This window comes from Paenibacillus sp. J22P90, from assembly GCF_059692195.1.
On record NZ_JCAUAY010000003.1, the window covers coordinates 851927 to 878452 of the forward strand.

Here is a 26526-nt window from a genome sequence, read left to right on the forward strand (position 1 = left end):
CAAGGGCTTCCTATATAAATTCAGCGCTTCATTTTCACACGTTGCAGACGAAGTGCATTAAGAACGACGGAGACCGAGCTTAGCGCCATGGCCGCGCCTGCTACCCAAGGGGCTAATAAGCCAATGGCAGCAATCGGGATTCCTAGCGTGTTATATCCGAGTGCCCAGACCAAGTTTTGTCTGATGTTGCTCATCGTTTTACGGCTCATGTAGATCGCATCCGGAATACTCGATAGGTCCCCCCGCATCAACGTCACATCAGCGGCTTCCATCGCCACGTCCGTCCCCGTGCCAATCGCCATCCCGATATCGGCCATCGCAAGCGCTGGGGCATCGTTAATGCCATCGCCAACCATCGCTACTTTTTTACCTTGTGCTTGCAGCTTCTTTACTTCGTCTGCTTTGCCTTCTGGCAAAACCTCGGCACGCACATGGTCGATCCCCGCTTGAGCAGCGATCGCCTTTGCTGTCCGTTCGTTATCGCCCGTGATCATCATGACCTGTATGCCCATATCCTTCAGTCGGCTAACCGCGGCTTGTGAGGATTCTTTAATCGTGTCCGCAACTGCTACGATACCCCCGTACCCTTTATCGATGGCGACAAGCATAGCTGTTTTACCGGACTCCTCCAGCTTCGACATCGTATCATAAGCGTCATGCGCATCGACTTCGAATCTCTCCATGAGACGACGCGTACCGATGACTATCTCTTTCCCTTCTACGACAGCTCGAATGCCATAGCCCGGGATCGCTTCAAACGCTTCTATTTCTGGCAATACAATGTTTCTCGCTATAATACCTGCAACGATCGCTTCCGCAAGCGGATGCTCCGAACTTTTCTCCGCGGCGCCTACAAGTCTCAGGAATTCCACTTCGTCTCCTGCTGCATAGACATCCGTAAGCTCGGGCTTCCCTTTAGTCACCGTACCTGTCTTATCTAAAAGGATCACATCAATATGATGGGTTTGCTCCAAGTGCTCGCCGCCTTTGAACAAAATCCCCAGCTCGGCTGCACGCCCTGATCCTGCCATAATTGAAGTTGGTGTCGCTAGACCCAACGCACAAGGGCAGGCAATGACCAAAATCGCGATAGCTTTCTCCAACGCCCCAGCAAAATCGCCTGGTGTCACAAAGAAGTACCAGACAAGGAACGCGATTAGCGCGATGCCCACGACGATGGGAACGAAAATTCCTGAAATGACGTCGGCCACCCGTTGGATCGGTGCTTTAGAGCCCTGCGCGTCTTCGACTACTTTAATAATTTGGGCCAACGCGGTTTCTTTCCCAACCTTCTTCGCTTGAATGCGAAGCATGCCGTTTTTGTTGATGGTTGCACCTATGACAGTATCACCGGGCTTCTTCTCTACAGGAAGGCTCTCTCCCGTTAGCATCGATTCATCCACCGCGGATAATCCTTCGAGCACTTCCCCATCAACGGGCACTTTATCTCCCGGGCGGACCAGCACAAGATCTCCTACGATTACTTCATCAACAGGTATACTTACCTCGATGCCTTCCCGGATAACGAAAGCCGTCTTCGCCTGCAGCCCCATCAACGACTTAATCGCTTCCGATGTCCGACCCTTAGCGAGAGTTTCCAGCCATTTCCCCATAATAACGAGGGTAATAAGTACCGCACTTGTTTCATAATACATAGACGGTGCATGATGCATGTTGGCGCCATCCAGCGACCAATCGATCATCAAGTACACACTATAGAAGTAAGCCGCCGAGGTCCCCAGTGCAACCAATACATCCATGTTCGCCGAGCCATTTCGCAGCGCTTTATAAGCACCTTCATAGAACTGTTTTCCCATATAAAATTGTACCGGCGTGGCCAATATGAATTGAAACCACGGATTCATGAACAATTCAGGGCTCCATATCCAAGATGTAAACGAAAAGTGGCCAACCATCGCCCATAACAAAGGCAGTGATAACAGGGCAGATACCAGCAGTTTACGTTTTTGATGTGTAGCCTCTTGTTGGCGAAGTTCCGCGGAGTCACCTTCCTCCTGTAGAAGGAGAGCTTCCTTCACCGTATCATAGCCCAGCTTCTGAATACGCTCTTCCATCTTCGCCACATCAATATGGCGGGGATCATACGTTACCGTTGCCCGTTCCATCGCGAAGTTGACATTGGCTTCTGTGATACCTTCAAGCTTGTTTAAGCCCTTTTCAATTCGATTAGCACAAGCGGCGCATGTCATTCCGGTTATCTGCAGGGATGTTTGCTTTGTTTCAGTTACCTCATTCACATTCGCAATATCCATCAGCTACACCTCATTTCTTACACGTCGTACCCTTGCTCTTCAATCGCATCTTTAATCGCTTCAATCGTTAGTTTGCTTTCATCAAATTCTACAGTCACCGTGCCACTCGCTAAATCAACCTTCCCTGCCGCACCTAACGTTTTCAAAGCTCCTTCAACGGAATTCACACAGTGATTACATGACATGCCTGCTACTTTTAGCGTTACATTTTGCATCGTTCATTCTCCTTTATATGATTAATTTTAAATGATCCTAAGTAATTCGATAGCTTCAGTATTCCCATCTTGACTGTGTTCAACAACCTCGGCTTCTCGTTTTTAGTATACCCCCCTACCCTATATAAAGTCAAGGGATACTTCAAGACTCCACACGCATGACCTATTTAAAACGAACAAGAATCCGGAGCTCTTATCGCCCTCCAGATTCGTCATTTCATAAGCTTATTTATCGTTGTTAATAATTCTGTAATCACTTCTTCATCGCCTTCTTGAATGCGATCGATGACGCAGCTCTTCATATGATGCTCAAGCAATTGCTTGCTCACCCCATTCAGCGCAGACTGGATGGATGATATCTGATTCAGCACATCGTCACAATACGTATCCTTTTCAATGAGCCCTTTAACCCCTCGTATCTGTCCCTCGATGCGGTTAAGACGAGTGATCAGGTTGCTCTTGGCTTTGTCGGAATGGTGGCTCTTGCGTTCACTTGAAGTTGCACACGTGTCGTGTGCGCTGCTCTCTTCTGTCATCACAATCACTCCTTCATGATTGCATCATATCATAGCCCCCCACCCTATGCAAAGGAGAATGGCGTCCTTACTTCCGCCACTCCACTACCCTGCTGCATACTCTGTTCACCAGCTGATGCTCATGACTGATGACCAGTATACCGGCGTGATGGCGTTCCACCCATTTCAGCACCGTCTGCCAAATCTGTGCTTGCGTAATGGCGTCGAGCATGGTGGTCATTTCATCTGCAATCAAATAACGCGTGCCAGCTCCCAGCGCCCTAGCTAGGCAGATTCTCTGCAATTCTCCCCCCGAGAGTTCGCTCGGATAACGGTTTAACCACTCATCCTCAATGGCGAGCTCCGTTAGCAGCTTGCTGTCTATGCTCCCAGCCTCCGCAAGCGTACGCCGCAGCTTCCATTTCGGGTTCACCGCTTGTTCAGGGTGTTGAAGCACTAACTGTACCGGATTGCGCTCACCCGAGACGGCTTGCGAACGACCATCTTGAATCACTTCTCCCTCAAGCGGTTTTAAATGACCTGCGAGCAATTTTCCTAGCGTAGATTTGCCGCAACCGCTAGGTCCAACAAGTCCGACGACCTCTCCGGCTTCAAGGCCAATATTTATATGTTGAAAAATCCATTCTCCTTTAGGATATCGAAATCCTAGCGACTTCCCCTCAAGTGGCATGCCAGCACCTCACTTCGCCGTTTCTCAGTTTGCGCGGCTCCGGCGGCATCTCTTCACATTCCGCTGTCGCCAACGAACAACGTGGAGCAAACACGCAGCCCTTGGGCAACGCATCCGGCAAAGGCTGCGTGCCTTGAATCGCCGTGAATTGTTGACCTGGAAGCGCCCTCCACAACGCCTTCGTGTAGGGGTGTCTCAGCCTCTCCCCGTCATCCGTAAAGTCGCTGCGCTGCGCAATTTCCACAACGGTTCCCGCGTAGAGGACAGCAATTCTGTCTGCGACCGTTAAAGCTGCCTCGATATCATGCGTGATCAGCATCACCGCGCAGCCTCCCTCCGCCAGCTCTCGGAAGCGCGTCAACGTTTCGGTCATGGCTTCGCTATCCAAGCCAGGCGTTGGCTCATCCGCGATTAACAACCTAGCACCGCTAACCGTTGCGGTTGAGACAAGAATTTTACGGGCCATGCCGCCGGATAACTGAAATGGGAACCATTTTGCCACATAATCAGCAAGGTTATACTTCTTAAAAGCTTTCCGCTGAAGCTCCACCGGATCACCCTGACGAACAGACTGCTGCACTTGCTCGCCGACCCGCATCAATGGGTCCAAATACTGCACAGATTGCGGGATAAGCGCGATTTCTTTGCCACGTATCCGTTTCTGCCTCGCAGGGGTTAATGCTTCCCCTTTAAAGTCGATGCGACCGCTGACCTCCGCGTTACTTGGGAGAATGCCTAGAATGGCATGCGCGAGCAGACTTTTGCCTGAACCGCTGGAGCCTACAACCGCTACAATCTCTTCTTCCGCGATAGACAGATGAAGGTTATGAATCGTATCTGTCTGCACCTGTCGCATGCGGCGGTCATATCGATTAAACCGGATAGAAAGCTTGCTAATTTCCAGCATAAGCGAGCCCCTCCCCATCCTTATTTATCATGAGCATCTCGTGGATCAACCCATTGTTTTAAGTTTTCGCCTAATAGCGCAAAGGTCCGTACCAATAATAACAAGCAAAAGCCAGGAAACAATGCTAACCACCACAGCCCTGAAGACAAATACCGCATCGATTCGGATAAAATGATACCAATCGCAGGCTCATGTGGCGATAGCCCCATGCCGATGAAAGTAATCGAGGCTTCATGCAAGATTGCATGCGGCACGATGAGAATAAGTCCCACCACTAGTTGTGGAATCAGATGAGGAATGATGTGCCTAGTCGCGATCCACCAACTGGATTTACCGAAATTGCGGGAGATCACGACATACGGTGCCGTTTGAATTTGCATAACCTCTGCGCGAATAACCCTCGATAAGCTTGGCCAATGTGTCAGCGCGACGCCAATGATAATCCCTTTGGCCCCTCCGCCCAGCACAAAGGCAATTAAAAGCAGTGTCACCAAATGAGGCACACTTAGAAATAAATCCGTCAGCCAGCTAATGAAACGATTCACTACAGTACCTGAGACGGCAGCTGTAAGTCCCATTATACTGGCGATCACGACACTGGAAACCCCCGCGGTTAGCCCGACTTGAAGGCTGAGAATGAGTCCTTTTATCGTACGGGTCAACATATCTCTGCCTAGCCAGTCTGTCCCGAAGAGATGCTGAGCGGAAGGTCCCAAATTACGCTGGGCCAAGTTCGTGGCTAACCCCGAGGTGTCCAGCCCAATGGACATCACGATAATAGTTAGTAATAGAAATAAAGCGACCATAGATGACATCCATAATCGCTGTCGATAATGAAGCTTGGGAAGCGTCACTCTGACGCGCAAAAGTTGCTTCATGACCGCCTGCCCTCTTTCATTCTCGGATCGATAAGACGATAACTGAGATCAGCCATCGCATTCCCTGAATACACAAATACAGCACTAAACAACACAACGCCCATTAACAAGGGAACGTCACCGCGAAGTCCCGCTTCTACAGCCGCCTGCCCCAATCCTGGATATGAAAATACTTGTTCCGCCAATACCGCTCCGCCGAACAGCTCGCTGAATGACGCGAATTGCAGTGTAATCGCTGGCAAAGCCACATTCCGCAGCCCATGTCGCCAAAAAAGGATGAACCCTCCCTCGCCGCGAGCTCTTGCAAACAACCAGTAGTCCCTATTCGTCACATCGATCAGCTTTTCTCTCGTATGCAGAGCGATCGCTGCGATCCCCGTCACACTCAGCGTTAGCACAGGCAGCACCATATGCCGAATACGATCTATCCATTGAACTTGATCTGATGTAATGCCCGCAGGAACGGCAAGCCCAACTGGCAGAATGCCCATCCACACTGCAAAAACAAGCATGAAAAGCAAACCAACCCAAAACGTCGGTGTGGAGGAGAGAGTATAGCAATACCAACGGACTAATTTATCGACCCATCGATTCCGATTCATCGCAGCCAACACGCCAGCAACGAATCCGATCAGACCGGACAACAGCCAGGCGGCTCCCATAAGAGTCAGAGAGGCAGCGAAACGCTCACCGATCACCTCTAACACAGGTCGGCGGTATATCATGGATGTTCCTAAATCGCCGCTCGCCAGCGCGCTCAACCAATGCCAGTACCGTAACAGTGGCGGGTCATTTAACCCCCAATATTGCACGATAGCCTCACGCTGTTCCGCACTAACTCTCATCATATCTGCACCGACATAAGCCTGAATGGGATCAATCGGAGAGAAATGAACGAGCATAAATGAAATAGCGCTCACGGCCAGCAGCAGCAGAGCTAACCCTAGTCCTTTGCGAAGGATAAAAGGGAGAAGAATCCCGCGCAGGCTTCCTAGGAAAGTGGATTCCCGTTTTATGATTTCCATCGCCATTCCTCAATGTTATCGGTGACTGGCCAACCATGACCATGCGGATGAATCTTTTGCTTACCGATATCCAGACCAGATTTCACCAAATAGAGGTGATCTAGATTGACCAACCACGCCCATGGGGCATCCCCCTTCGCGCTTAGCCCTGTTTCTCCATCCCATTGTGCCTTTTTCCAAAATGCCCAAGCATCCTTTTCGTTTGTCGCCCGTAAGGCTTGCGTCATATAGCTTTCAACCTTCGGATTGTTGTAGTATCCAGGATTGTAGTATTCCACTCCACCAAATTGATTGCTGTATACATTGTACATTTCAAGCGGATCATGACTTCCCCAGCCAAAAAGCACAGGAGTAGCATGCATTTGCTTCTCAATCTCGTCCCAGCTTTTCCCCTCAGCTTTCACCTTCATCCCTAAAGGCTTCAACATATCCGCAGCCGCAATGGCAAGCGATTGACGTGTAACATCACTAGATGGGTAGAGGAGATTAAACTCTGCTTTTAAAGCCCCTTTTTCAACACTGCCATCGTTATCTGTATCTTTCCATCCGTTATCTGCAAGCAGTTTCTTCGCTGCATTCAAGTCCGCATCCGCAATAACGGCCTCTGAGTTAAACCAAGGAAGACCGTCATTCAAGGTATAAGCAGGTGTACCATGACCTTCTAGAACACCTTGCACCAATGCCTTTCTATCTAGCGCGACATTTATTGCCTTACGAATCGCTGCATCGGCTGTTACATCGTTACCGATCGGATATCCTTCCTTCGTTTTCTCTCCTGATTTCACGTAAGGAAACATAATGCCACGATTATCGACTGTCCTAGCGGCCGTCAATTCCATCCCGTTCACAGCCTGCTTGCTAAATGCGGCAGGAATCGCAGCCATGTCAACCGTTCCCGCCTTAGCCGCCGCAAATGCAGCATCCTCACCTAGGAAAAGGAACGTGATTTTTTGAAAAAATGGCTTACTTCCGTAGTAATCCTGATTCGCCTCAACGATCAATTGCTGCCCTTTGTCCCATTGAACTAATTTGAACGGTCCTGAGCCAATCGGTTTCAGTGCATAATCCTTGCCATGAGCATGCTTGGGAACAATGCCAGTTGACACCAGCATCTGCGCAAACGTTGATTGCGGTTCCTTCAGTGTAAACTTGATCGTCGTGTCATCTGAGATTTCCACACTTTTCAAATTGCTCAGATCGATCGACGAGCCGCTCGCTGAAGCAGCTTGATAGGTATATTGCACGTCTGCCGCAGTTACTAGTTTTCCATCGCTGAACTTGGCGTCTTTGCGTATTTTAACGGTCCAAGTCGTTCCATCTTGACTGACCTCATATCCTGTAGCCAAATCATTAACAATATTCAAATCTTTATCTCGTTTGAGCAGTGTGCTTTGAAATAAGGGTGAACCGTAACGCCCCCAGCCCGTTGTCGGATCAAAGCCCGCTTCTGGTTCACCGCCAATGGCTAGAATGATCTCTTTTTTAGACGATTCAGCAACTGGCTGCGGCTTCTCTGCCTGACATGCTGTTATAGTAGTTACGACTATCAATACAATCAAAATCAAAGATAAACGATGCTTCAAATCCATCACATCCTTCAATGTTCACGTGTGCAGTAACACGATTCGTTAAAATAGTAACACAAAATGGATGGGAAATGAACTTATTTTTCCAAACTTAGAGGGGCGACAACTAACATTGTGGGTACTAATAAAAAAAGCGCGATCAAGACCCGAAAGTCTTTGATACGCGCTTTTTTCGTTAGCGTTGCTGAGGCAACTGCTCGATCACAGACCCGTCGGCTAATCGCAGCCAAGTTTCGAATTCACGCTTTCCTTGCGTCAAGCGAATGAGTCTAGCACCTCTTTCAAACCCCTCTTTGCCATACGTGTTGTAACCCGAAGCTCGACCATAGCAAAGCCCAATACCATGCAAATTTCCACAGTAATCGTTGATATGATCGTGTCCAACGAAGGTACCGACAACATCGCCTCTTTCCAGCATGGCGGCAAACAATCCCGAATTTATTTTAGCGCAGCATACATCCTCAAATTTATTGCCATAGCAGTTCCCTTTTTCCCAGACCTCCATGTACTCAGGAAGTGGAATGTGGAAGAAGGCAAGCGCCGGAACGTCATCAACACTATTTTGTGGAATCAAATTTTTAGATTCATTCACATACCATTCGATCTGATCTTGCTTAATCCAATCGTAACCATCTACATTTTCCAGCGTCGACTTGCTCCCGGAATCCAAAAAGTACAACACAGCTCCCATCTGCCCATCGCTGTTCGTTACTTGTACCGAATAATTGCCTACGCCTTGAATCTCGGCAGGTCCAGATTGCGCAACGCTATGTGGATGTTCCAGCACGACACGCATTAATTCTTCCCTTGTGATATCTTCCTCCGTATCATGATTACCGAAGACGACAGCCCATGGAATACCACGGGATTCCACGGCATGAACAGCGTCCCTGAATGCTTGCGCAGGATCCTGACATTTTAACGTCCCAGCTGATACTGGACCTGTGTAGATGACATCGCCAGTGAGCACAACAAGATCAGGACGTTCAGCATCGAGCACTTCTTCCATTAGCCTCCTCGACTGCAGATCCTCCTCTTCACCATTTTTCCAATGAATATCTGTAAATTGCGCAATTGTAAATGTTTGATTTTCACGAAATCGAAGTTGATTCTGCATCATAATTCTCCTTCTGTTTGTTAGAATGTTTGAATGATTTAAGTGCGTCTGCTATCCAATTTCACTCCGCTTGCCTTATTCGCATACATCGTATGCAGCAATTCACCAATATAAGCACCTGCTTCCGCGGGAGGCGTACCTTGAGGATGAATGTTGGAGATGACGGTTCGATCGCTTTCCACTGTACCTAACCTCGGCCGATAGCACATATAGGCACTCATGGAACTAGAAGAAACAAGTCCTGGCCTTTCTCCAATAAACAGCACCAAAACCTCTGCTTTCAAAACTTCCCCGATTTGATCCATACAAGCGACTCTGCCTCCTTTTACGAAAAAGGGGGTTCCGATCGACATGTTATACACGGCCAGTGAATCGAGAAGGGATAGATAGCAATCCGTCAGATTCGTATTAATGGCAGTTCCGCTTAAGCCGTCGGACACGACAATTTGAACTTGAGGATTTACGATACAGTTCAGCTTGAGCAATTCAACTGCCTTATCCGTCAATTTTCTACCTTTATCTGGCCGCTTCAAATACTCTTCTTTATGCTCAAACTGCGTCTCTACCGTAAATAGCCCATGTTCTTGCAAGATTTCTTCACTAACTGTACTGTAAACCGCATCTACGGCAGCGGCGTGATCACAACGAAATTTCAGCATTTGACTCGTGGTCGGACGCGTACCCGCTCTCCATACCCCAATTCGTGCCGGCGTGCTGGATTGTTGCAGCTGAAGCATTTCGGCTGATTTCGGCTGCCATAAGGTCGGCAACTTAAGCTTCTCATTCATATCCGCCATCTCCCCTTACCTCCTTAAAAAAACAAGGTCGCATCTCCCGCTATCGACGTCAGTCCGTCTTTGTCCATAATCCCCATCTTTTCAAGCCACAGGGCAAAATCAGGAGCCGGCCTGCGGCCTGTAATATCACGCAGTGTAGCAATATCATGAAAGCTGGTGGATTGGTAATTTAACATGCAATCATCCGCCATCGGTACACCAATCAAAAAATTCAGCCCAGCCATACTTAGAAGCAGCCCCAGATTATCCATATCATTCTGATCTGCTTTCATATGATTGGTGTAGCAGACATCGCAACCCATTGGCAGTAGATGCATTTTGCCCATGAAATGATCTTCCAGACCCGCTCGAATCACCTGTTTGCTATCGTATAAATACTCGGGTCCAATGAATCCAACAACGGTATTCACGATAAAAGGATTATATTTTCTCGCCAACGCATAGCACCGTGATTCCAGCGTTAATTGATCAATCCCGCTGTGCGATTCGGAAGATAGCTCGGAACCCTGTCCGGTTTCAAAATACCATCGATTGGGACCTTTCGCTGATCCTTTCGATCGGATAAGTTCATCCGCTTCATCCAGCATGTCTAAGCTGATCCCAAAAGCCTGATTACCAGCTTCCGTTCCTGCTAAACTCTGAAACACCATATCCGCAGGTGCACCTTGTCGAATGGCTTGCATTTGCGTTTGAATATGCGCTAGCACGCAGTTCTGTGTAGGTATTTGCCATTTCGTAATCACTTCCTTCGTTGCATTCAGCAATCGCTTCACACTTTCAGGAGAGTCAATGACGGGATTAATGCCAAGGACTGCGTCCCCGATTCCATAACTTAATGCTTCATAAAGGGATGCCAACATGCCTTCGACGGAATCTGACGGATGATTAGGCTGTGCTCGGCTTGCCAGCACGTTCCTTTGACCAATTGTGGTATGACAAGTTGTTAACACCTGTATTTTAGAAGCAGCTTGTATAAGATCTAAATTGCTCATTAGCTTGGTAACAGCTGCGATCATTTCACTCGTTAATCCCCGTGAGAGATGGTGAAGGTGCTGGTTCTTGGTGCCTTGTTGAAGAATATACTCTCTCAATTCAGCAACGGACCAGTTCTTAATCTTCGCGTAGACAGATTCATCGACGGCCTCTTCAATGATTTTGGATACGATATCCTTTTCTGGAGAAAGCAACGGCTCATTTCGTATTTCGGACAGTGTCATATCCGCCAAGACGAGCTTTGCAGCCATCCGCTCCTTCGCATCTGCAGCGGCGATGCCCGCCAGTTGATCTCCCGATTTTTCCTCGTTAGCCTTAGCCAGCACCTCTTTTAAGTTTGTAAACGTATATATGGTACCCAGCAGCTTGGTTTTTCTCAAATGGACCCCCGCCTTTTGTCAATTGAATGAAAAGCCAATGTCTTTACGGTTACTGGCACCCATGTCCCTGTCGTAGAACAACCAATATCGATATAGTCGCCATGCTGAACTTGAATTTGATCAATACACACGAAATGCCATCCCTTGTCACTCTGTAGGTGCAAACTCTGCCCCAAAGCCTTGGCCATATCCTGATCACAGATAAGGATGACACAACGTACTGCAGGTAATATATCCGTGTACGCCTGCAACAATAATTGTGCTATTTTTTGGATATTCCGATATGAGAAGATGTCATTGCTTTTAATGGCAATTGCAAAGAGGATCTCATCCTCTTCAGGTAAACCATAATATTGTTTGCATTGGCGCAGCGTAGACGCGATTTTTTCTTTTAACAAAGTCGGAGAAAGCAATTCACTTGCATATAAATCAAGATGAATGACAGGCAAGTTACGTAATGGAAGGATAGACTTATCCACATATACTGTAGCTCCGCTCAGTTCTGTGCTTTGCATGCCTGCTCCGATCACAGTGGCTCGAGTGGTTTGATCAGCATGTAAGCGTGTCAGCCCTAGTTGTTCACTAACTTCAACCAAAGATCGCGCCAGCAGCGGACCAAAATCACCATATCGCGTGGTGTCTTCCAGCGTTTCTTTAAACGGCTTATCCATGAGCTCCCCTACACCACCGGAAAACATCCAATAGTCGATGGTCATCGCACTTGGCATGCCATGACCCAGGAGCAGTTGATGGGCATTCAGCGGCACTTCCTTGCCTGACAAGTAGGTCAGCATATCCCAGCTTAATTGCGTACATAACCTTTGCAGCATCTCATAATCTATCATTATGCTAGGGACAATCTTAAATTGATTAGCTTCCAGCCAAGGTACAATAAAGGGCGAAATTCTTTTCACGTTCCCACTCTGATCCAGTAGAATTACTCGTCCACCGACATGAAAAGTGATCGTTTGGAGCAGTTTTCCTAGTTGAAATAAAGCAACATTCGCTGTCCCGCCACCAATATCAATATTAGCTACTATACCTTGTAAAGACTTTGACCTCTCCTCGGCCCCAGAGCCTTTCCCAGCCAAAACACCTTCCAATTCCGCTCCAGCTGTTGCGACTACAAAGTTGCCCGACTGCTCGGCAAGCAAATGAATGATTTGGGAGGCATTTCGCTTCGTTGCCGTCTCGCCAGTCACAATCACCGCTCCAGTCTGTACGTCAGCCGCTTGAAATCCTGCTTTCGCATATTCTGTATGTATGATCGATAGAATCGATGGCGCGTCGATTTCATCCTCAGAAAGTAACGGTGTTTCATAAAGTGGACTTGTGTAGATAAGCTCCTTGTTCCCTATCTCAAATCGTGGGAGTGCACCAGCCTTTGAAACCTGGCAAACGTGTAATTTACTAACAATGAGCTTTGTTGTACTCGTCCCGATATCAATGCCTGTGCTAAGGATCCATTCGTCTATCATGAGCTGTCACCTCACTTGAAGTGTTGTTGTTTCTTGACCGTTCTTTTTATACTTTGTGGTTTTATATTAGGGGATACACACGCTATATGTCAATGATTTCGCCAATATTAATCTGTCATTTTATTAATTTTTCTTTAATGTTGTTGATTAATGTTTATAATTGTTGTATCTTTTAAGAAACAAACATAGAAAGGACGACCAATATGTGCGCTTTAAATGCTATTATTTTCGATTTAGACAATACATTGCTTTGGGATGAACGAGGGATCGATGAGGCTTTTGTGGAAACATGCCGCTTCGCGGAACAATTATGTGGTGTGAATCCTACTCTTCTGGAACAAACGGTTCGTGAGACAGCGGAAAACTTATTTAAACAGATGGAGATTTATGAATGGGCTCATAATATTGAGGTTACTTTTCTTGAAGCATTGTGGGGGAAGTTCATAGGAGGAGGAGAGCATCCAGCCTTACGTAAACTAGAGGAGCTAGCTCCCATTTACCAAAGAGAGGCTTGGTCCCAAAGCTTACTTCAGCGCGGCATCGTCAATGCTGATCTCGGAGCGCAACTAGCTGACAAATTTGCAAAAGAAAGAAGACAGCGCGCCTACGTGTATCAAGATACACGATCCGTGTTAAATCAATTAAAAGGACAGTATCACTTACTCCTCATGACGAACGGCGCCCCAGATCTGCAGCAGGAGAAAATCGATAGTATTCCAGGACTCGAAGATTATTTTGATCATGTTATCATTTCGGGTACGTTCGGTGTGGGGAAACCAGCGCCATCCATATTTGAACATGCTTTGAATCTGCTCAATGTCTCTGCCCTGGAAGCGCTTATGATAGGCGATAATCTCAATACGGATATTAAAGGTGCCTATGGCGTCGGAATGCCTAGTGTCTGGATCAATCATCACAACAAAAAAATCCTTACAGATAGTCCCGCTACCTTCGAAATTTCAACCTTATCTGAACTTATTCCTCTCTTACAAGGGATTATGAACAAATAGCATAAAAAGGTTCAGCCGGAGAAAATCCTCTAGCTGAACCTTTTTTTTATTCGCCGACTAACCAATATACGCCTTTTTGTTCGAGTGGTTCTTTCCAATCCTTAGGGTGGGACTGATCAGAGACGATAATATCCACTTGTTCCAATTCCGCAATCTGTGCAAATGCCTGTACACCAATTTTGGATTGATCAGCAAGGACAATCACTTGTTGTGCGGACATAGCAAACTTTCTAGAAACCACGACCTCATCGAGATCGTAGTCTGTTAGCCCACTTGTCAATGATACCCCTCCGACGGATAAGAAAGCTTTATTTAAAAAGAATTTAGCCATCAGTTCCTCACTCAATGGGCCAGTAAGCGATTGCTGTTCAGGATTTAGCTCGCCTCCCAGCAAAAATACTTTCCCCGTGAACAGTTTACTGTTTAAGGAATCGGACAAACAAGACGCAATGGGCAGCGAATTTGTGACGATCGTTAAGTTGCGTTTTCCAACAATCGCCTTGGCCAGCTCTAAAATGGTCGTCCCGACGTCTAAAGCAATCGTATCCCCATCTTCGATCAGTTCAGCAGCACGTTGCCCAATCTTCATTTTGACATCGGTATGCATTTGCGCTCTTTGATGATATGGAGGTTCACCATGCTCATACCCCGAACGCACAGCACCACCATACACCCGTGTCAATTTACCCTCTGATTCCAGCACGTCCAAATCACGACGAATCGTCTCTGAGGATACACCTAACTGCTCAGCCATCGGAAGCACTTTTACCTTACCATCGCGATACATGACCTGGAGGATCATTTCTTTTCTTTCCTGTGCCAAAAGCGACAAACCGAACACCACCACATCATAAATTAAAGTTCTTTAAACGCTCGTTACAATGATTATACCGTTAAAAAGGGGATGTTTGTATCCCGCCTTTGTTAGGAGGCAGCTGCTACTGTTTCCAATCCTAGAACACCCTCAAACGAAGCAAGACTTACAAGCGCTTCCTCAAAACGTTTGGGCTGTTTGATTTTAATTTGCATGCGAATCTTAACAGAATGAAGCTGCTCAGAGGTGTTCTCTTCGGTTTCGATAATGATCTTTTGGATACGTATTCCGTATCCGTTCATGCGATCGATAATCGCATGTAATTTGGTTGATTCTTGCTCAATTTTCAACAAAATCTCACGACTCGCCTTCGTCTTTGAAAAAACAGTCTCAAGCTTATTTAAGAAAAATAAACAAATGACAACAAGTGCTGTAGCCACAGCTGCACTAAAATAAAATCCCGCTCCAACGGATAACCCTATCGCGGCGACCACCCAGAGTGACGCGGCTGTCGTCAAACCTGACACGGAGAATCCAGTTCTCATAATCGTTCCAGCACCTAAAAAGCCAATTCCGCTAATAACTTGAGCCGCCAAACGTGCGGGGTCCAATCTCACACTTGGCTCACTTGCAAACTCCGCAAACCCATAAATAGATAAAAGAACAATAGCTGCTGAACCGATGCACACTAGGATATGGGTGCGAAAGCCTGCCGAATGCCCACCCATCTCACGTTCAAAACCGATCAAGCCTCCTAAAATGAGGGCAAGAACCAATCGGAGCGTCAACTCAAAATGATTGATATGCCATACATCTGGATTGGAAAAAAGAGACACTGGTTAACACGTCCTTTCAACCGAATACTTTGTTTGTTCTGTATTGTTATTTGTTTTTGTGACTTTTTGTTTATTTCAAATCATATTCAACAATGGAGGGAATGTCAATAAGATTGTTATAGTTATTGGCTGCCCAACCAAAATAACCGGCTACGCCGTCCTTCAAGGACGGGTGCGTTTATGGAGAAATATAGCCAAATTATGATGTGAAACATATAAAGTCTTATATTTGCAAAAAAAAGAGAAGCCTCAGTGGCTTCTCCGTTCCCTACTTTTTGAAATCCTTTACTCTGGACTCCAGGATCTCCTTTTGTTCGTTTGTTAATTTATGCACCTCAAACAATTTTCCCGAACGCGCTTCCTTTAGCACGCTCAACAACCACAACTTCTCCGTTTCACCAAATTGAATGAAGCCTTGGATCATTAACGAACTTCCGCGAGGGAGAAAATCTCCCTTCAGCTCCAACACCGCTTGCATGCGTGCTAATCGTGTTTCACACACATCCAACTGCTTCAGGATAAGATCCTCAATCATTCCCGGGTCACCGTGGCGAACAAACGGCATGGCAAGGAAGAGCGGATGCTGTGGATAGGATGTTAGCTTAAACTGCTCCTCGAGCAGCTTCGAGAAGGCTTCACGTCCACGAGTCGTAATTCGGTAAATTGTTTTATCTGGCCTGTTATTTCCTTGCATCGCGACAACTTCGACGGCTTCAATCTGGCCATCCTCGCGAAGTTGATCCACGGCATAATAAAGTGACCCATCTCTGAGTTTGAAGCTTTCGCTCCAATTACGTTGTTTGATTATTTGCCGAATCTCATAGGGATGCATATCCCACTCCATCAGCAAGCCAAGAATTAAAAGCCTGATTGACATGATGCCTTACCCCTTGTTATAAGAAGGCTCGGGCTTGCCGCCACCACCACCGGGAGCACCCGGTTTGCCTGGACCACCAGGGCCACCTTGTGCACCAGGACCGCCAGGAGCTCCGGCTTTATTCAACTCTAAACGAGCGCGTCCCATCATGAATACGAAAATCAACGCAACCAGCGGAAGAAGGAGCGACCATTGAAAAATAGCAATGACCGAATTTGCAAATTGTTGCAGCATCACTTGCACAACATCCGCGCTAAGTCCCATTTGTTTTTGCACGGTAGGATCCAGAAGCGCTTGACCGCCTTTAATCTGTTCAGCCAACTGAGGATTCAGATTCGGCAGCAGTTTAATATCCGATTGGAACACGGATTTTTGAATGGCACCAAATACGGTAATACCAAGTGCAGAGCCGATTGTGCGGAAGAACGTAATCAGCGACGATGATGTCCCTTTATATTGCGGAGGCACAGCGTTCAGTGTGGAAATGTTCAACAGGGAGAAGGAAACCCCGATTCCAAGCCCTACGATGATCATAAAGAAAGAAATGACAAGACGGCTTGATGCCGTATCCATCACAAAACCGAGAAGTGAAATACCGATAATCAGTGTCAGCGCGGATACTAGCATAACGTCACGATAACGGAACTTCGTAACCACACGTCCACCGATTTGACTGCTCGCCACAACACCAAGCATCATCGGAATCATGACCGTGCTCGTTTGTGTAGCCGTTTTGTGGAATACGCCTTGAATGAAAAGCGGAATATAGGAAGCTGCCGCGATCATCACGCCGCCATAAAGCACCGAGATGCCCATGCTGCTCGTGAACACCTTATTTTTGAAAAGACTCAGCTTAATAATAGGATCTTTCGCTACTCGTTCAGCAAGTAAGAAAGCAATCAGGAATATGCCGCAAGCGATGAATAGAGATATCGTTTTCACGGAATTCCACGCCCATCCGTCTGTTCCGCCAAGCTCAAGACCGAACATAAGGAAAAGCACAAAGCCCGTAAGCGTAATCGCACCGATCCAGTCAATCAATTGTTTGCGTGTATTTTTATTCTCGTGGTACGCATTAGCTATGAAAAGCAGAGAAAGAATACCTAGTGGCACGTTGATGTAAAAAATCCAGCGCCAGCTGATATTATCCGTGATTAATCCGCCTAGAATAGGGCCAAACACACTTGAAATACCGAATACAGCACCGAAAAGCCCCATCATCTTGCCGCGTTTCTCAGCTGGGAACAAGTCGAAAATGATCGTAAATACAATTGGCATCAGCGCCCCGCCGCCAATCCCTTGGATGGCACGATAAATGATGAGCTGCTCCATATTTTGCGCGGTTCCACAAAGGATGGATCCAAGCATAAATAGAACAAGCCCGATCATAAAGAACGACTTGCGCCCAAACATATCCGAGAGCTTACCGAAAATCGGTGTGGAGACAACCATAGCGATCATATAGGCGGAATACACCCATATAAATTTATCCAACCCTCCAAGTTGTTTAATTATCGTGCCCATAGCCGTCGATACAATCGTCTGATCGAGTGCGGCGATAAACAAGCCGAGAAGCAAACCTGCAATGACAAGTTTTACATTACTGCGATTAGCGTCCACAGATTTCAATCCTTTCATCTCAAAATATTACTCAAATTTGATTACCCATTTGTAATTATACTCAAATTTGAGGTAATAGCAAGATGGTTTTTCTCCTCTAATATAGGGAAAGACGGCTCTATTCCAAATGGGAATGAGTCGTCTTTTTGAATGCTTACTGCGTAATACTGATTACAGGCCGTAACGACGAAGTCGTATTCTCACTCGAGGCATAGGATAAATTGCCGCCTGAACTAACAGGGGATGTACTGTACACCCGAATGGAAAGCTTCTTGCCTGAAGACATAGCCGCTTGTACTTGTGAGGTCACATTTATCGTAATTGGCGTTCCCGCTGTTATGGTGTACGTGCCAAGAACGGTACTAGAGGCCGGTTTAGTATTCCACGTAATCGCACCTTCCGTCCAAGTGTTATCGCTAACCAAGGCCACTTCATTCTGGTTTATTGCCGCTACCGTACTTATCAATAATGATCGGAGATCCTGCATTTCCAGAGCCAAGCGGTTGTAATTGTCCTGTCCAGACGGAACCAGATTTAAATAGAATACGGTCTCCAGGCTGGAAAGTTGTACTATTCACTTTGGCTAGTGTTTGCCAAGCGGCACCCGTACTTAGTCCATTATTACTATCGCTGCCACCTGCAGCATCTACGTAGTACGTCGTGTTATTGGCGAAGCTAGTTGATGTCCAAGCTGGTACCGACCAGACCATCGCCATTAGAAGAGAAAAAATCAATCCAATTGACAAGGATAAGCGAATTCCTTTAAACATTTTCATAAATCATGCCCCTTTATCATTCAATTTCAGCCCTCAATTGGTACCGCAACAAATATGATTATAAAACCTTCGTTGATCCCCTACGGGTAAAATTTTGACTTTCTTTGTGTATAATTTAGCCTTACATTGTCTATAACTTCGCTGAAAGGGGCATAACTCCCCGCCTTCCGCTCTATGATCTTGATTAAGCCATAACTCGTAGCATCCATTTCTATTACACCGCTTATTTGACCCACTTGCAACTTCACCGCTCCATCTAACAAGTTCGCATAACGAAGATTCCGTTCTTGACGGTTATTCGTTTCGTTAAACAACAGCTCACCCATTTCCCATCTAAACGAATGATCTTGCTGAAGGCTTTGACTTACATTTTCAAAAAGCTCCCCTTGATCCAGGCGCGATTTAATTTGCTCCAATTTCGCTTTGGATTCCGCCTTATCTATTTCTCCCTGAGAATTTGAAAAGGACACAATGATCTTCTGCACTTTGATCTCATCAGCCTTTTTATATCGAGTCTCTTTCTGTTTCGCATACTCATCTTTGAGTTCCTGTTCCGACAATAGCCACACTTTCTCGCCTAACGTCCTCTTTAGCTGAATGATCATATTGGATAACAAATAAGTACGATATCCCAACTCATCGTATTGCTTTGGACCGTAGATGACCTGGCCATTCTGCGATGCCTGCAGTCTCCGTTCATTTTCCTTATTAAACTTGTCCAAGAATGCTTGATAACTGAGATCATCCAGAAGTCCATACTGCTGGGCAAGTAATTCCTGTACTTTCGACTCCTTAACTCGCTCCAATGTTGCTTTCCTAGCTATTTCGATGGGCACTTCTCCTTTAAAATCAGTAGTCCAGAACGATGAAGAATCATTTACATCGTATTTCTTCTTGAAATAATCAGTTACATTCGCTGCTTCGCGGTTTAAAAGCAGCCTAAATTCACGCTCATCGATGGCAACCTCATTGATATAGGCCACTGTACGATGCTTGTCGCCTCCCCAGTGATGCCAAGCTAAAGTGAGGCCTGCTCCTATAGACACGGATAGTATAATAATAGCAATAATAATTGAACTATTTCTGCTTTTCAAATTTGTACCTCTGCCTCCTTGCTCCACTTGCTAAAAAAAGACCATGATACATGTTTAACGATAGTACATTTACACGTATTCCAAGTTTATAATTTTTACTCAATTCGTGTATGATCTTTACCCTTTCATAGTCCAATTGCGTTTACACAAAAAATAGTCCCGATGACTGTAATAGCTCAACGGGACTAACTAAGAGATCACGACTTCACTAACGTTCCATCCGTTTCTTGAACTCGGCAGGTGTCAATCCGAATTGCTCCTTAAAGACTTGAGAAAAGTGAACACTATTGTCATAGCCTACAGCATGGGCAATCTCGTAAACTTTCTTATCGGTTCCGAGCAGCATTTCCCTTGCCTTGCCCATACGAATTTGAATCAAATAACTCCATACTGTTGTGCCAGTTTCTTGTTTGAAGATTTGAGCAAAGTGATTACGACTAATGGCCACCTGATCCGCAATTTCTTGCAGGTTCAGCTTTTCCGCATAATGCTTGCCGACGAAATCCTTCACTTCCTCAACAGCACGACGTGTCGGATGGTCCTTCATCGCCTTCGATACCGCAAATATGCGATAAGCCCCTTCCTCCAATCGCCGAACCGCACATAAGCGAAAATAACTGCGCACCTTCTCCTGCGGAATCGTTTTTTCCCACAGCCCAAGATCCTTACCCTCATGCAGCTCAATCCGGACTTTTTCCTTCTTGAGCTCCTCGACGATCATTTCGAGCCATGCCATCGATAAAGGATTGAGCAGATAGAATCGTTCACCAGCCAAACTCTCGAGCATATCGAGCGTGTCGACGACTAGCAAGGGCAGCGTTTCAAACTGAACGGTCTGCATCTGATTAAGCCAACGATGTACCATGCTCTGATGGTGAGGGAGGGATCGCATGAGCAGAATGCTTGCTTCTGCCCTCCTACGGGAGGATACTTCTTGGGCTGCCCTCTCTAGTGCGCCATCCAACTGCTGCTGATCGACCGGCTTAATAATATAATCGAGAGCACCTAGCCGCATGCTGGATTTAGCAAAATCAAACTCATCGTAGCTGGATACAACTAACGTGGTCATCCAAGGATAACGTTCGTTAACTTTTCCGATCAATTCCAGCCCGCCCATAACCGGCATCTTCACATCGGTCAAGCATATATCTGCATAATGAGCGTCAAGCCAATTCAGCGCACTTACACCATTAACGGCTGTTCCAGCGACGACCGTCTCTTCGCTATATTGCTCTACTTTACTAGAGAGGCTTTCTCGAATTAGCGGCTCATCATCGACAATCAGCACACGCAGCATACAGGTTATCGCTCCTTCTAGATGTTATAATTGAAAGGGAAACGTACAGTTACTTTTACTCCCCCTAAACGGCTATCTGAATGAATGTCAACACCGATCCCGTTCATTTGGTAGAAGGCACGAATCCGGTAATGGACATTCAGCAGACCGACGTTGGTTAAGGTCGTATATTCTTCTTGATTTCGCATAGGTTCGAGCAGATGTGATCGGAATGCCTCTAGTCGCTCTGGATCATACGCTTTTCCGTTATCCTCGAAAACGACACAGACCAGACTCCCCTCCCGACGGACGGTTACCTCTAGTCGAGTGGGCTCCCCCGTGGATTCAATCCCATGCTTGATCGCATTTTCTGCAATCGGCTGTAGCACTACCTTAGGGCATAAAGCGTTCCGACAGTCCTCAGGTAAATCGATATGAAAGTTTACCCCTTCACCATAACGAATCTGACTAATATTCATGTAGTGAATCACATGGGATATTTCATCCTCAACCCTCACATAGGTATCTCTGAAATTAGAAGTATAACGGAGCATGCGAGATAGTGAAATGGAAGCTCTTTCGATGCGATCGTGTCCGGCCAAATGGGCCATTGAATTAATAGATTCTAACGCATTGTATAAAAAATGGGAGTGGATCTGTGATTGCATCGCTGAGAAGGCGGCCCGCTGCTGCATGAGCTTCGTATCGGTCAGCTGTTGGATTGACGTATCTAACTCCTCCAGCATTCGGTTAAAGGAATGGCTGAGATCCGATACTTCATCCGCACCTTCAATTTGAAGGCGGCTTTTGAAGTTTCCGAATTGAGCTTGTTTCATATTCGAACGAAGATTAGACAAACGACGAGTGACTGACGTAGCGACGAGAGCCACAAAAATAATCCCCATGAGCATTCCAAGAGAGGCGACCACAATCGTTACATTGCGAACGCGATTAATACTATTCGTAATATCATCCATGGATAGAATGACGACGGTCTTCCAACCCGTATAAGGTATTGTATCAAATATAACAAGCTGATTCGTATTATTGCGAATGAAGCTGCCGCTCGACTCAGCGAATTGTTCGATGATGTCCGGTTCAAGGACACTTCCAACTTTCTCCGAGGATTGGTGGACTAAAATGGTACCATCCGGCTTCGCTATTAGGCTGATCCCTTGTTTTCCTAGCTCCATCTGGTTCAGAATCGCTTGAGCGGGTTCCAGGGTAATGTCCATCTTGAGGAAGCCTTTTGCATCCGGCCTTCCGAACTGACTTGCCAATGAAAGTAAAATTTGCGGCTTAGGATTGCTTTTAACATCCAGGTAGTTCGTAGTTAGCCCCACGCGATGCTGTACCTTCTCCCAACTTCTAACGTCACTTAACCAGCCTTCATCCTTGAGCGAGTAATTTTTAGATAACCCCACCGTCGAGGTGTAATGGAATTCCCCGCCTTTATCCGACCGCATCGATACGGACAAAATCTCAGGATGACGTACAAGCAAGTAGTGTAGAAAATTACTTTCTAAAGAATGATAACCAGAAATAAGCTCATACTGATCCTTAGGATCAATCTGAAGCCACTTAATAAACTCGGTACTAGTACCAAGTACGAGTAGGCCTCGCTCATACTCCATGTATTGTCGGTCTAGGTTCAGATTGGCCTGTCGCAATATTTGCTGACTAAAGTGAATGACATCATGTCGAATAGTTTTCGACGTTTCGTAATAGCTGAAAAATCCGATCATCGCTACGACCGATACTAGAATCGCGATTAGCAAGCTAATCAGCTTCCATTTCAAGGACGTTTTTATTTTCTTGAACATAGAAGCCCCCCTTGCTCTCTATCTTCGCATATAGCGTAAAAAGCATAATCCTCGCCCAGTACCAAACTTGGGCGAGGTTATACTTTCTAGTTATTAAAATTATTTCTTTCTGTTTTTATTGTACCAGTCCGTACGTTCCTTGACCATCTGGTCTCCACCTTGCTTGCGCCAAGTTTTGACGAATTCGTCGAAGGAGTCAATCGGCTCTTTTTTCAGTAAAATTTTGCTGGCTGCTTCAAGGTACATCGTAGCGATGTTGTAGCTTTCCTTCGCAGGCGGCATACCAACAGTTTCGGTAGGGAAGCCTTCCTTGGAAGCAATCTCACGCGCCGATTTTAATTTGCCATAAGCTACCGGATTATTCAGCTTAGCTTCTTCGACCGCTTCGTTGACATCATGAATTTTAAATATAAGGTTGAACGGAAGTAGTTTATCGATTTTTGCAGCATCTACAACGATTTTGCCGCCGTCCTTCTTAAAGGAGTCACCTTCTTGACCCAAATCTGTAAGCGTTTGCCCTTCTTCACTCATAAGCCAGTTGAAATATTTAACAATCTCTTCTGGATTTTTCGCATTTTTCATGATGGTATAGGTTTTACCTACTGGGCTCCAGCGCGTTCCGAGTGGACCCGTATACCCTGTACCGCGCGGAGTCGCAATCGCAACGACATTCGGCTTCTCATTAGGAAGCGCCTTATCGAGGTCCGCCTGCCACTGCCAAGCTAGGCCAATGGAATGTGTCCACATACCTACGAGGCCGGATTTAATTTTCTGCTCCCAAACCGTTCTGGAGTTCGTCAAGAACTCGGAATCCATCACTTTTTCATCGACCATCGTTTTAATATAAGAGAGCGCCGTCTTCATATTCGGATGAATGTTTTGGAGGATGACTTCATTATTGTAGAGCACTTCCGTCCACTGTTGGTTCACGCCCCACATACCGAACAGATTTTCCCCCCAAGTTAATTTCTCGCGCATGGAGTACGGAATCTCATCCGGCTTTCCATTACCATTCGGGTCTTTATCCCGGAAAGCCTTCAGAACAGTCATCAATTCATCCGAGGTTTTTGGGATTTGCAATCCCAACTTATCGAGCCAGTCTTTACGCACATACGTTATAGCACCTGAATAAGCAATTGGTTGAGGAATTGATAAAATTTTACCGTTAACTGTTACCGCATCCCATGAGCTCTGCGGAATATATTTCTTCAAATTCGGTCCGTATTTGTCAATTAATGCGTTTAACTCCAGTACTTTTCCGGATGCGATCAAATCAGCGTCAGGTGCAGACCAGGACTGGTATACATCAGGAAAATCACCAGAGGCAAACTTAACCGTAAGCTGTTCGGCGTACTGTGCATGCGGCAATAAGACTAAGTCCAAATCTGTGTTCGTTTTCTTTTCCAAATAAAGAAGATTAGGATCATTAGCTGCAAGTGGTGGTTGCGCATTGTCGGAAGCAAACATGCGAATTTTCGTGGGTACCGATGGTGTTGCGGCTGCGGCTGCACTTGCAGTTGCGCTCGCGCTTGTACTTGCACTTGGACTTGGGCTCGGGTCACCATTTCCACAGCCTGCGACAAGCAGTGAACTCGAAGCTAAAAGTAATGCGGTTTGCTTGATCCCTTTTTTCATATAAACCCTTCTTCCCATTTAATATATATCAAAGATGGTTACTCTTTGATTGAGCCAATAAGCGCACCCTTAATGAAGTGCTTTTGAATGAATGGATAAACCAGGAGTATGGGTACAGTAGCTACGATTATGGTTGCCATTTGCAGACCTTGTGGAGAAAGGACGACATTCGACTCAACAGCAGCAGCCAGCTCCTCATTCATGTTGAACTGTGAAATCAAATTATACAAATAGAGCTGCAGCGGTCGAAGTTCGAATTTATTGATGTACAGTAACGCTGAGTAATAATTGTTCCAATTGCTGACGGCGTAAAACAAAATGAGGGTCACCATAATCGGTTTCGACAACGGTACAGCAATTTTCCAAAGGATAGAGAATTCCTTCATGCCATCAATGCGAGCGGATTCGAACAGCTCCTCGGGTAGGGATCGAAAGAAAGTCAGGCAGATGAACATATTGAATGCAACGAGCGCGCTCGGAATGATTAGCGCCCATACGCTGTTTAATAGGTGTAAGCTCTTCACAACTAAGTAGGTAGGAATCATCGGTGCTTGGAAAATCATGGTGAAGACGATCAGTATCAGGATTAAATTTTTACCTTTTAATCCATGCTTAGATAAGGGGTAAGCGGTTATTAACGTCAAGAACATATTGATTGCTGTACCGACGATGACGACGAACATGGTAATGCCGAAGGATCGCCAGAATACCGCGTTCTTAAAGACGACTTCATAATTGTTCGTATTAAAGCCGATCGGCCATAGGGTGACTTCACCGCGAATGATCGCCTCTGGTGCACTAAGCGAGCTTGCTGCCATATAGAGAAAAGGCAGCAAAACGGCGGCGCAGGCTATCAGCAGAACGGTGTAGTTTAACGTATCGAACACTTTTTCTCCGATGGTAGTACGGTAACGCATTTTATTGGACCTCCTCTGCTAGAATAGCCGCTCTCCCGTTGTGCTTCGGCTGATCCGATTCGCGACAATCAATAATACGAAGCCCACGACTGATTTGAACAATCCGATTGCCGTTGTTAAGCTATACTTTGTCTTCATGATCCCTTCGCGATAAGCATACGTATCGATGACATCCCCAACATCGTAAGTTATCGGATTAAGGAAGACGTAAATTTGCTCAAAGCCAAGATCTAGAATGTGTCCGATCTTCAGGAGCAGCAGGAGCATGATGGTCGGCAGCATACCAGGCAGCGTAATGTGCAGGAGCTGCTTCCATCGGCCTGCGCCGTCAATACGTGCTGCTTCATAAAGCGCGGGGCTAATCCCCGCAATTGCGGCTAGAAATACGATGGCGCTCCAACCCATTTCCTTCCATATACCTGATCCCACCACGATGAAGCGGAACCAGCTCGATTCTTGCAGGAAGAAAATCGGTTCATAGCCGAAGGATTTTACCACATGATTGATCAGCCCGATCTGAGGAGACAGCAGCATGTAGCCGAAACCGGCAATAATGACCCACGACAGAAAGTGCGGCAAGTATACGATGGTTTGAATCGTACGACGTAACGCCATCCTGGCAATCTCATTCAATAGAATGGCTAGGATTATGGGTGCCGGAAAGGCAAATATCAATTGATAAAAGCTGATTACAACGGTGTTCCATAACAATCGTCGGAAATTAACAAACTCGAAAAACTGTTGGAACCATTTGAAGCCTACCCATTCGCTTTTGAAGAAGCCGCCATATACGTTGTAGTCCTGAAATGCGATCACACTTCCCAAAAGAGGCACGTACTTAAAGACTAAAAAATAAAGAACTCCCGGAACCAACATGACGTATAAGGGCCAAAACCGTTTCACATATCGATAGCCCGCACCCTTGGCCTTGGGATTCAATTTGGTTTGAGATACTACTACTCCTTTACTGGCCGATGCTGAGCGCATGACGTT

General features: G+C 46.2%; 25 protein-coding genes. 1 reads left to right on the forward strand and 24 read right to left on the reverse strand.

The window, feature by feature from the left end:
* Nucleotides 1–20 precede the first annotated feature (20 nt).
* From AC58UX_RS13945 to AC58UX_RS14000, 12 genes are all read right to left on the reverse strand, one after another.
* Nucleotides 21–2273: a heavy metal translocating P-type ATPase gene (locus AC58UX_RS13945; protein WP_497253533.1), complete on the reverse strand. Its 2253-nt coding sequence runs from the start codon at nucleotides 2271–2273 to the stop codon at nucleotides 21–23.
* Between the two features lie 17 nt (nucleotides 2274–2290).
* A complete protein-coding gene (locus AC58UX_RS13950; RefSeq protein WP_497253534.1) occupies nucleotides 2291–2488 on the reverse strand; it encodes a copper ion binding protein in 198 nt (65 codons plus the stop codon).
* A 212-nt stretch (nucleotides 2489–2700) separates the two neighbouring features.
* The gene (locus AC58UX_RS13955) at nucleotides 2701–3024 is read right to left on the reverse strand and encodes a metal-sensitive transcriptional regulator (protein WP_497253536.1); all 324 of its coding nucleotides are present in this window, start codon (nucleotides 3022–3024) and stop codon (nucleotides 2701–2703) included.
* Nucleotides 3025–3091: 67 nt separating this feature from the next.
* Nucleotides 3092–3694, reverse strand: a complete 603-nt coding sequence (locus AC58UX_RS13960; protein WP_497253538.1) for an ABC transporter ATP-binding protein — start codon at nucleotides 3692–3694, stop codon at nucleotides 3092–3094.
* Entirely contained in the window at nucleotides 3684–4601 is a 918-nt protein-coding gene (locus tag AC58UX_RS13965; RefSeq protein WP_497253540.1) for an ABC transporter ATP-binding protein, read from the reverse strand. Before AC58UX_RS13965 ends, AC58UX_RS13960 begins: the two co-directional genes overlap by 11 nt.
* Before the next feature lie 20 nt (nucleotides 4602–4621).
* Nucleotides 4622–5479 carry an ABC transporter permease gene (locus AC58UX_RS13970; protein ID WP_497253542.1) on the reverse strand — a complete coding sequence of 286 codons (858 nt, stop codon included), beginning with the start codon at nucleotides 5477–5479 and terminating at the stop codon, nucleotides 4622–4624.
* Nucleotides 5476–6504, reverse strand: coding sequence for an ABC transporter permease (locus AC58UX_RS13975; RefSeq protein ID WP_497253544.1), 1029 nt, complete (start codon nucleotides 6502–6504; stop codon nucleotides 5476–5478). Before AC58UX_RS13975 ends, AC58UX_RS13970 begins: the two co-directional genes overlap by 4 nt.
* Nucleotides 6492–8093, reverse strand: coding sequence for an ABC transporter substrate-binding protein (locus AC58UX_RS13980; RefSeq protein ID WP_497253546.1), 1602 nt, complete (start codon nucleotides 8091–8093; stop codon nucleotides 6492–6494). The genes AC58UX_RS13975 and AC58UX_RS13980 overlap by 13 nt, the downstream gene beginning before the upstream one ends.
* A 172-nt stretch (nucleotides 8094–8265) precedes the next feature.
* Nucleotides 8266–9207, reverse strand: a complete 942-nt coding sequence (locus AC58UX_RS13985) for a metallophosphoesterase family protein (RefSeq protein ID WP_497253548.1) — start codon at nucleotides 9205–9207, stop codon at nucleotides 8266–8268.
* Nucleotides 9208–9245: 38 nt separating this feature from the next.
* Nucleotides 9246–10004: an ethanolamine ammonia-lyase subunit EutC gene (eutC, locus tag AC58UX_RS13990; protein ID WP_497253550.1), complete on the reverse strand. Its 759-nt coding sequence runs from the start codon at nucleotides 10002–10004 to the stop codon at nucleotides 9246–9248.
* 14 nt (nucleotides 10005–10018) lie between these two features.
* Entirely contained in the window at nucleotides 10019–11377 is a 1359-nt protein-coding gene (locus AC58UX_RS13995; protein ID WP_497253552.1) for an ethanolamine ammonia-lyase subunit EutB, read from the reverse strand.
* Nucleotides 11374–12855 (reverse strand): ethanolamine ammonia-lyase reactivating factor EutA, encoded by a 1482-nt coding sequence (locus tag AC58UX_RS14000; RefSeq protein ID WP_497253554.1) that lies wholly within the window; start codon nucleotides 12853–12855, stop codon nucleotides 11374–11376. Before AC58UX_RS14000 ends, AC58UX_RS13995 begins: the two co-directional genes overlap by 4 nt.
* A gap of 203 nt (nucleotides 12856–13058) precedes the next feature.
* Between AC58UX_RS14000 and AC58UX_RS14005 the strand changes: the two genes are divergently transcribed.
* Entirely contained in the window at nucleotides 13059–13865 is an 807-nt protein-coding gene (locus AC58UX_RS14005) for an HAD family hydrolase (RefSeq protein WP_497253556.1), read from the forward strand.
* Between the two features lie 46 nt (nucleotides 13866–13911).
* Here AC58UX_RS14005 and AC58UX_RS14010 read toward each other — a convergent pair whose 3' ends face one another.
* The 12 genes from AC58UX_RS14010 to AC58UX_RS14065 form a co-directional block, all read right to left on the reverse strand.
* Nucleotides 13912–14706, reverse strand: coding sequence for a DeoR/GlpR family DNA-binding transcription regulator (locus AC58UX_RS14010; protein WP_497253678.1), 795 nt, complete (start codon nucleotides 14704–14706; stop codon nucleotides 13912–13914).
* Between the two features lie 83 nt (nucleotides 14707–14789).
* Entirely contained in the window at nucleotides 14790–15515 is a 726-nt protein-coding gene (locus AC58UX_RS14015; protein ID WP_497253558.1) for an MgtC/SapB family protein, read from the reverse strand.
* 268 nt (nucleotides 15516–15783) lie between these two features.
* Nucleotides 15784–16392, reverse strand: a complete 609-nt coding sequence (locus tag AC58UX_RS14020; protein ID WP_497253560.1) for a PadR family transcriptional regulator — start codon at nucleotides 16390–16392, stop codon at nucleotides 15784–15786.
* A gap of 6 nt (nucleotides 16393–16398) precedes the next feature.
* Nucleotides 16399–18012 carry a DHA2 family efflux MFS transporter permease subunit gene (locus tag AC58UX_RS14025; protein WP_497253562.1) on the reverse strand — a complete coding sequence of 538 codons (1614 nt, stop codon included), beginning with the start codon at nucleotides 18010–18012 and terminating at the stop codon, nucleotides 16399–16401.
* Between the two features lie 154 nt (nucleotides 18013–18166).
* Entirely contained in the window at nucleotides 18167–18478 is a 312-nt protein-coding gene (locus AC58UX_RS14030; protein WP_497253564.1) for a CBM96 family carbohydrate-binding protein, read from the reverse strand.
* Nucleotides 18444–18788, reverse strand: a complete 345-nt coding sequence (locus AC58UX_RS14035; RefSeq protein ID WP_497253566.1) for a hypothetical protein — start codon at nucleotides 18786–18788, stop codon at nucleotides 18444–18446. The genes AC58UX_RS14030 and AC58UX_RS14035 overlap by 35 nt, the downstream gene beginning before the upstream one ends.
* Before the next feature lie 80 nt (nucleotides 18789–18868).
* The gene (locus tag AC58UX_RS14040) at nucleotides 18869–19882 is read right to left on the reverse strand and encodes a peptidylprolyl isomerase (RefSeq protein WP_497253568.1); all 1014 of its coding nucleotides are present in this window, start codon (nucleotides 19880–19882) and stop codon (nucleotides 18869–18871) included.
* 208 nt (nucleotides 19883–20090) lie between these two features.
* Nucleotides 20091–21179, reverse strand: a complete 1089-nt coding sequence (locus AC58UX_RS14045) for a response regulator transcription factor (RefSeq protein WP_497253569.1) — start codon at nucleotides 21177–21179, stop codon at nucleotides 20091–20093.
* 17 nt (nucleotides 21180–21196) lie between these two features.
* The gene (locus AC58UX_RS14050; RefSeq protein WP_497253571.1) at nucleotides 21197–22981 is read right to left on the reverse strand and encodes a cache domain-containing sensor histidine kinase; all 1785 of its coding nucleotides are present in this window, start codon (nucleotides 22979–22981) and stop codon (nucleotides 21197–21199) included.
* A 99-nt stretch (nucleotides 22982–23080) separates the two neighbouring features.
* A complete protein-coding gene (locus tag AC58UX_RS14055; RefSeq protein ID WP_497253573.1) occupies nucleotides 23081–24616 on the reverse strand; it encodes an extracellular solute-binding protein in 1536 nt (511 codons plus the stop codon).
* 38 nt (nucleotides 24617–24654) lie between these two features.
* Complete coding sequence (locus tag AC58UX_RS14060; RefSeq protein ID WP_497253575.1) at nucleotides 24655–25533, reverse strand: carbohydrate ABC transporter permease; 879 nt, start codon at nucleotides 25531–25533, stop codon at nucleotides 24655–24657.
* A gap of 18 nt (nucleotides 25534–25551) precedes the next feature.
* Complete coding sequence (locus tag AC58UX_RS14065) at nucleotides 25552–26520, reverse strand: ABC transporter permease (RefSeq protein WP_497253577.1); 969 nt, start codon at nucleotides 26518–26520, stop codon at nucleotides 25552–25554.
* Nucleotides 26521–26526: the final 6 nt, after the last annotated feature.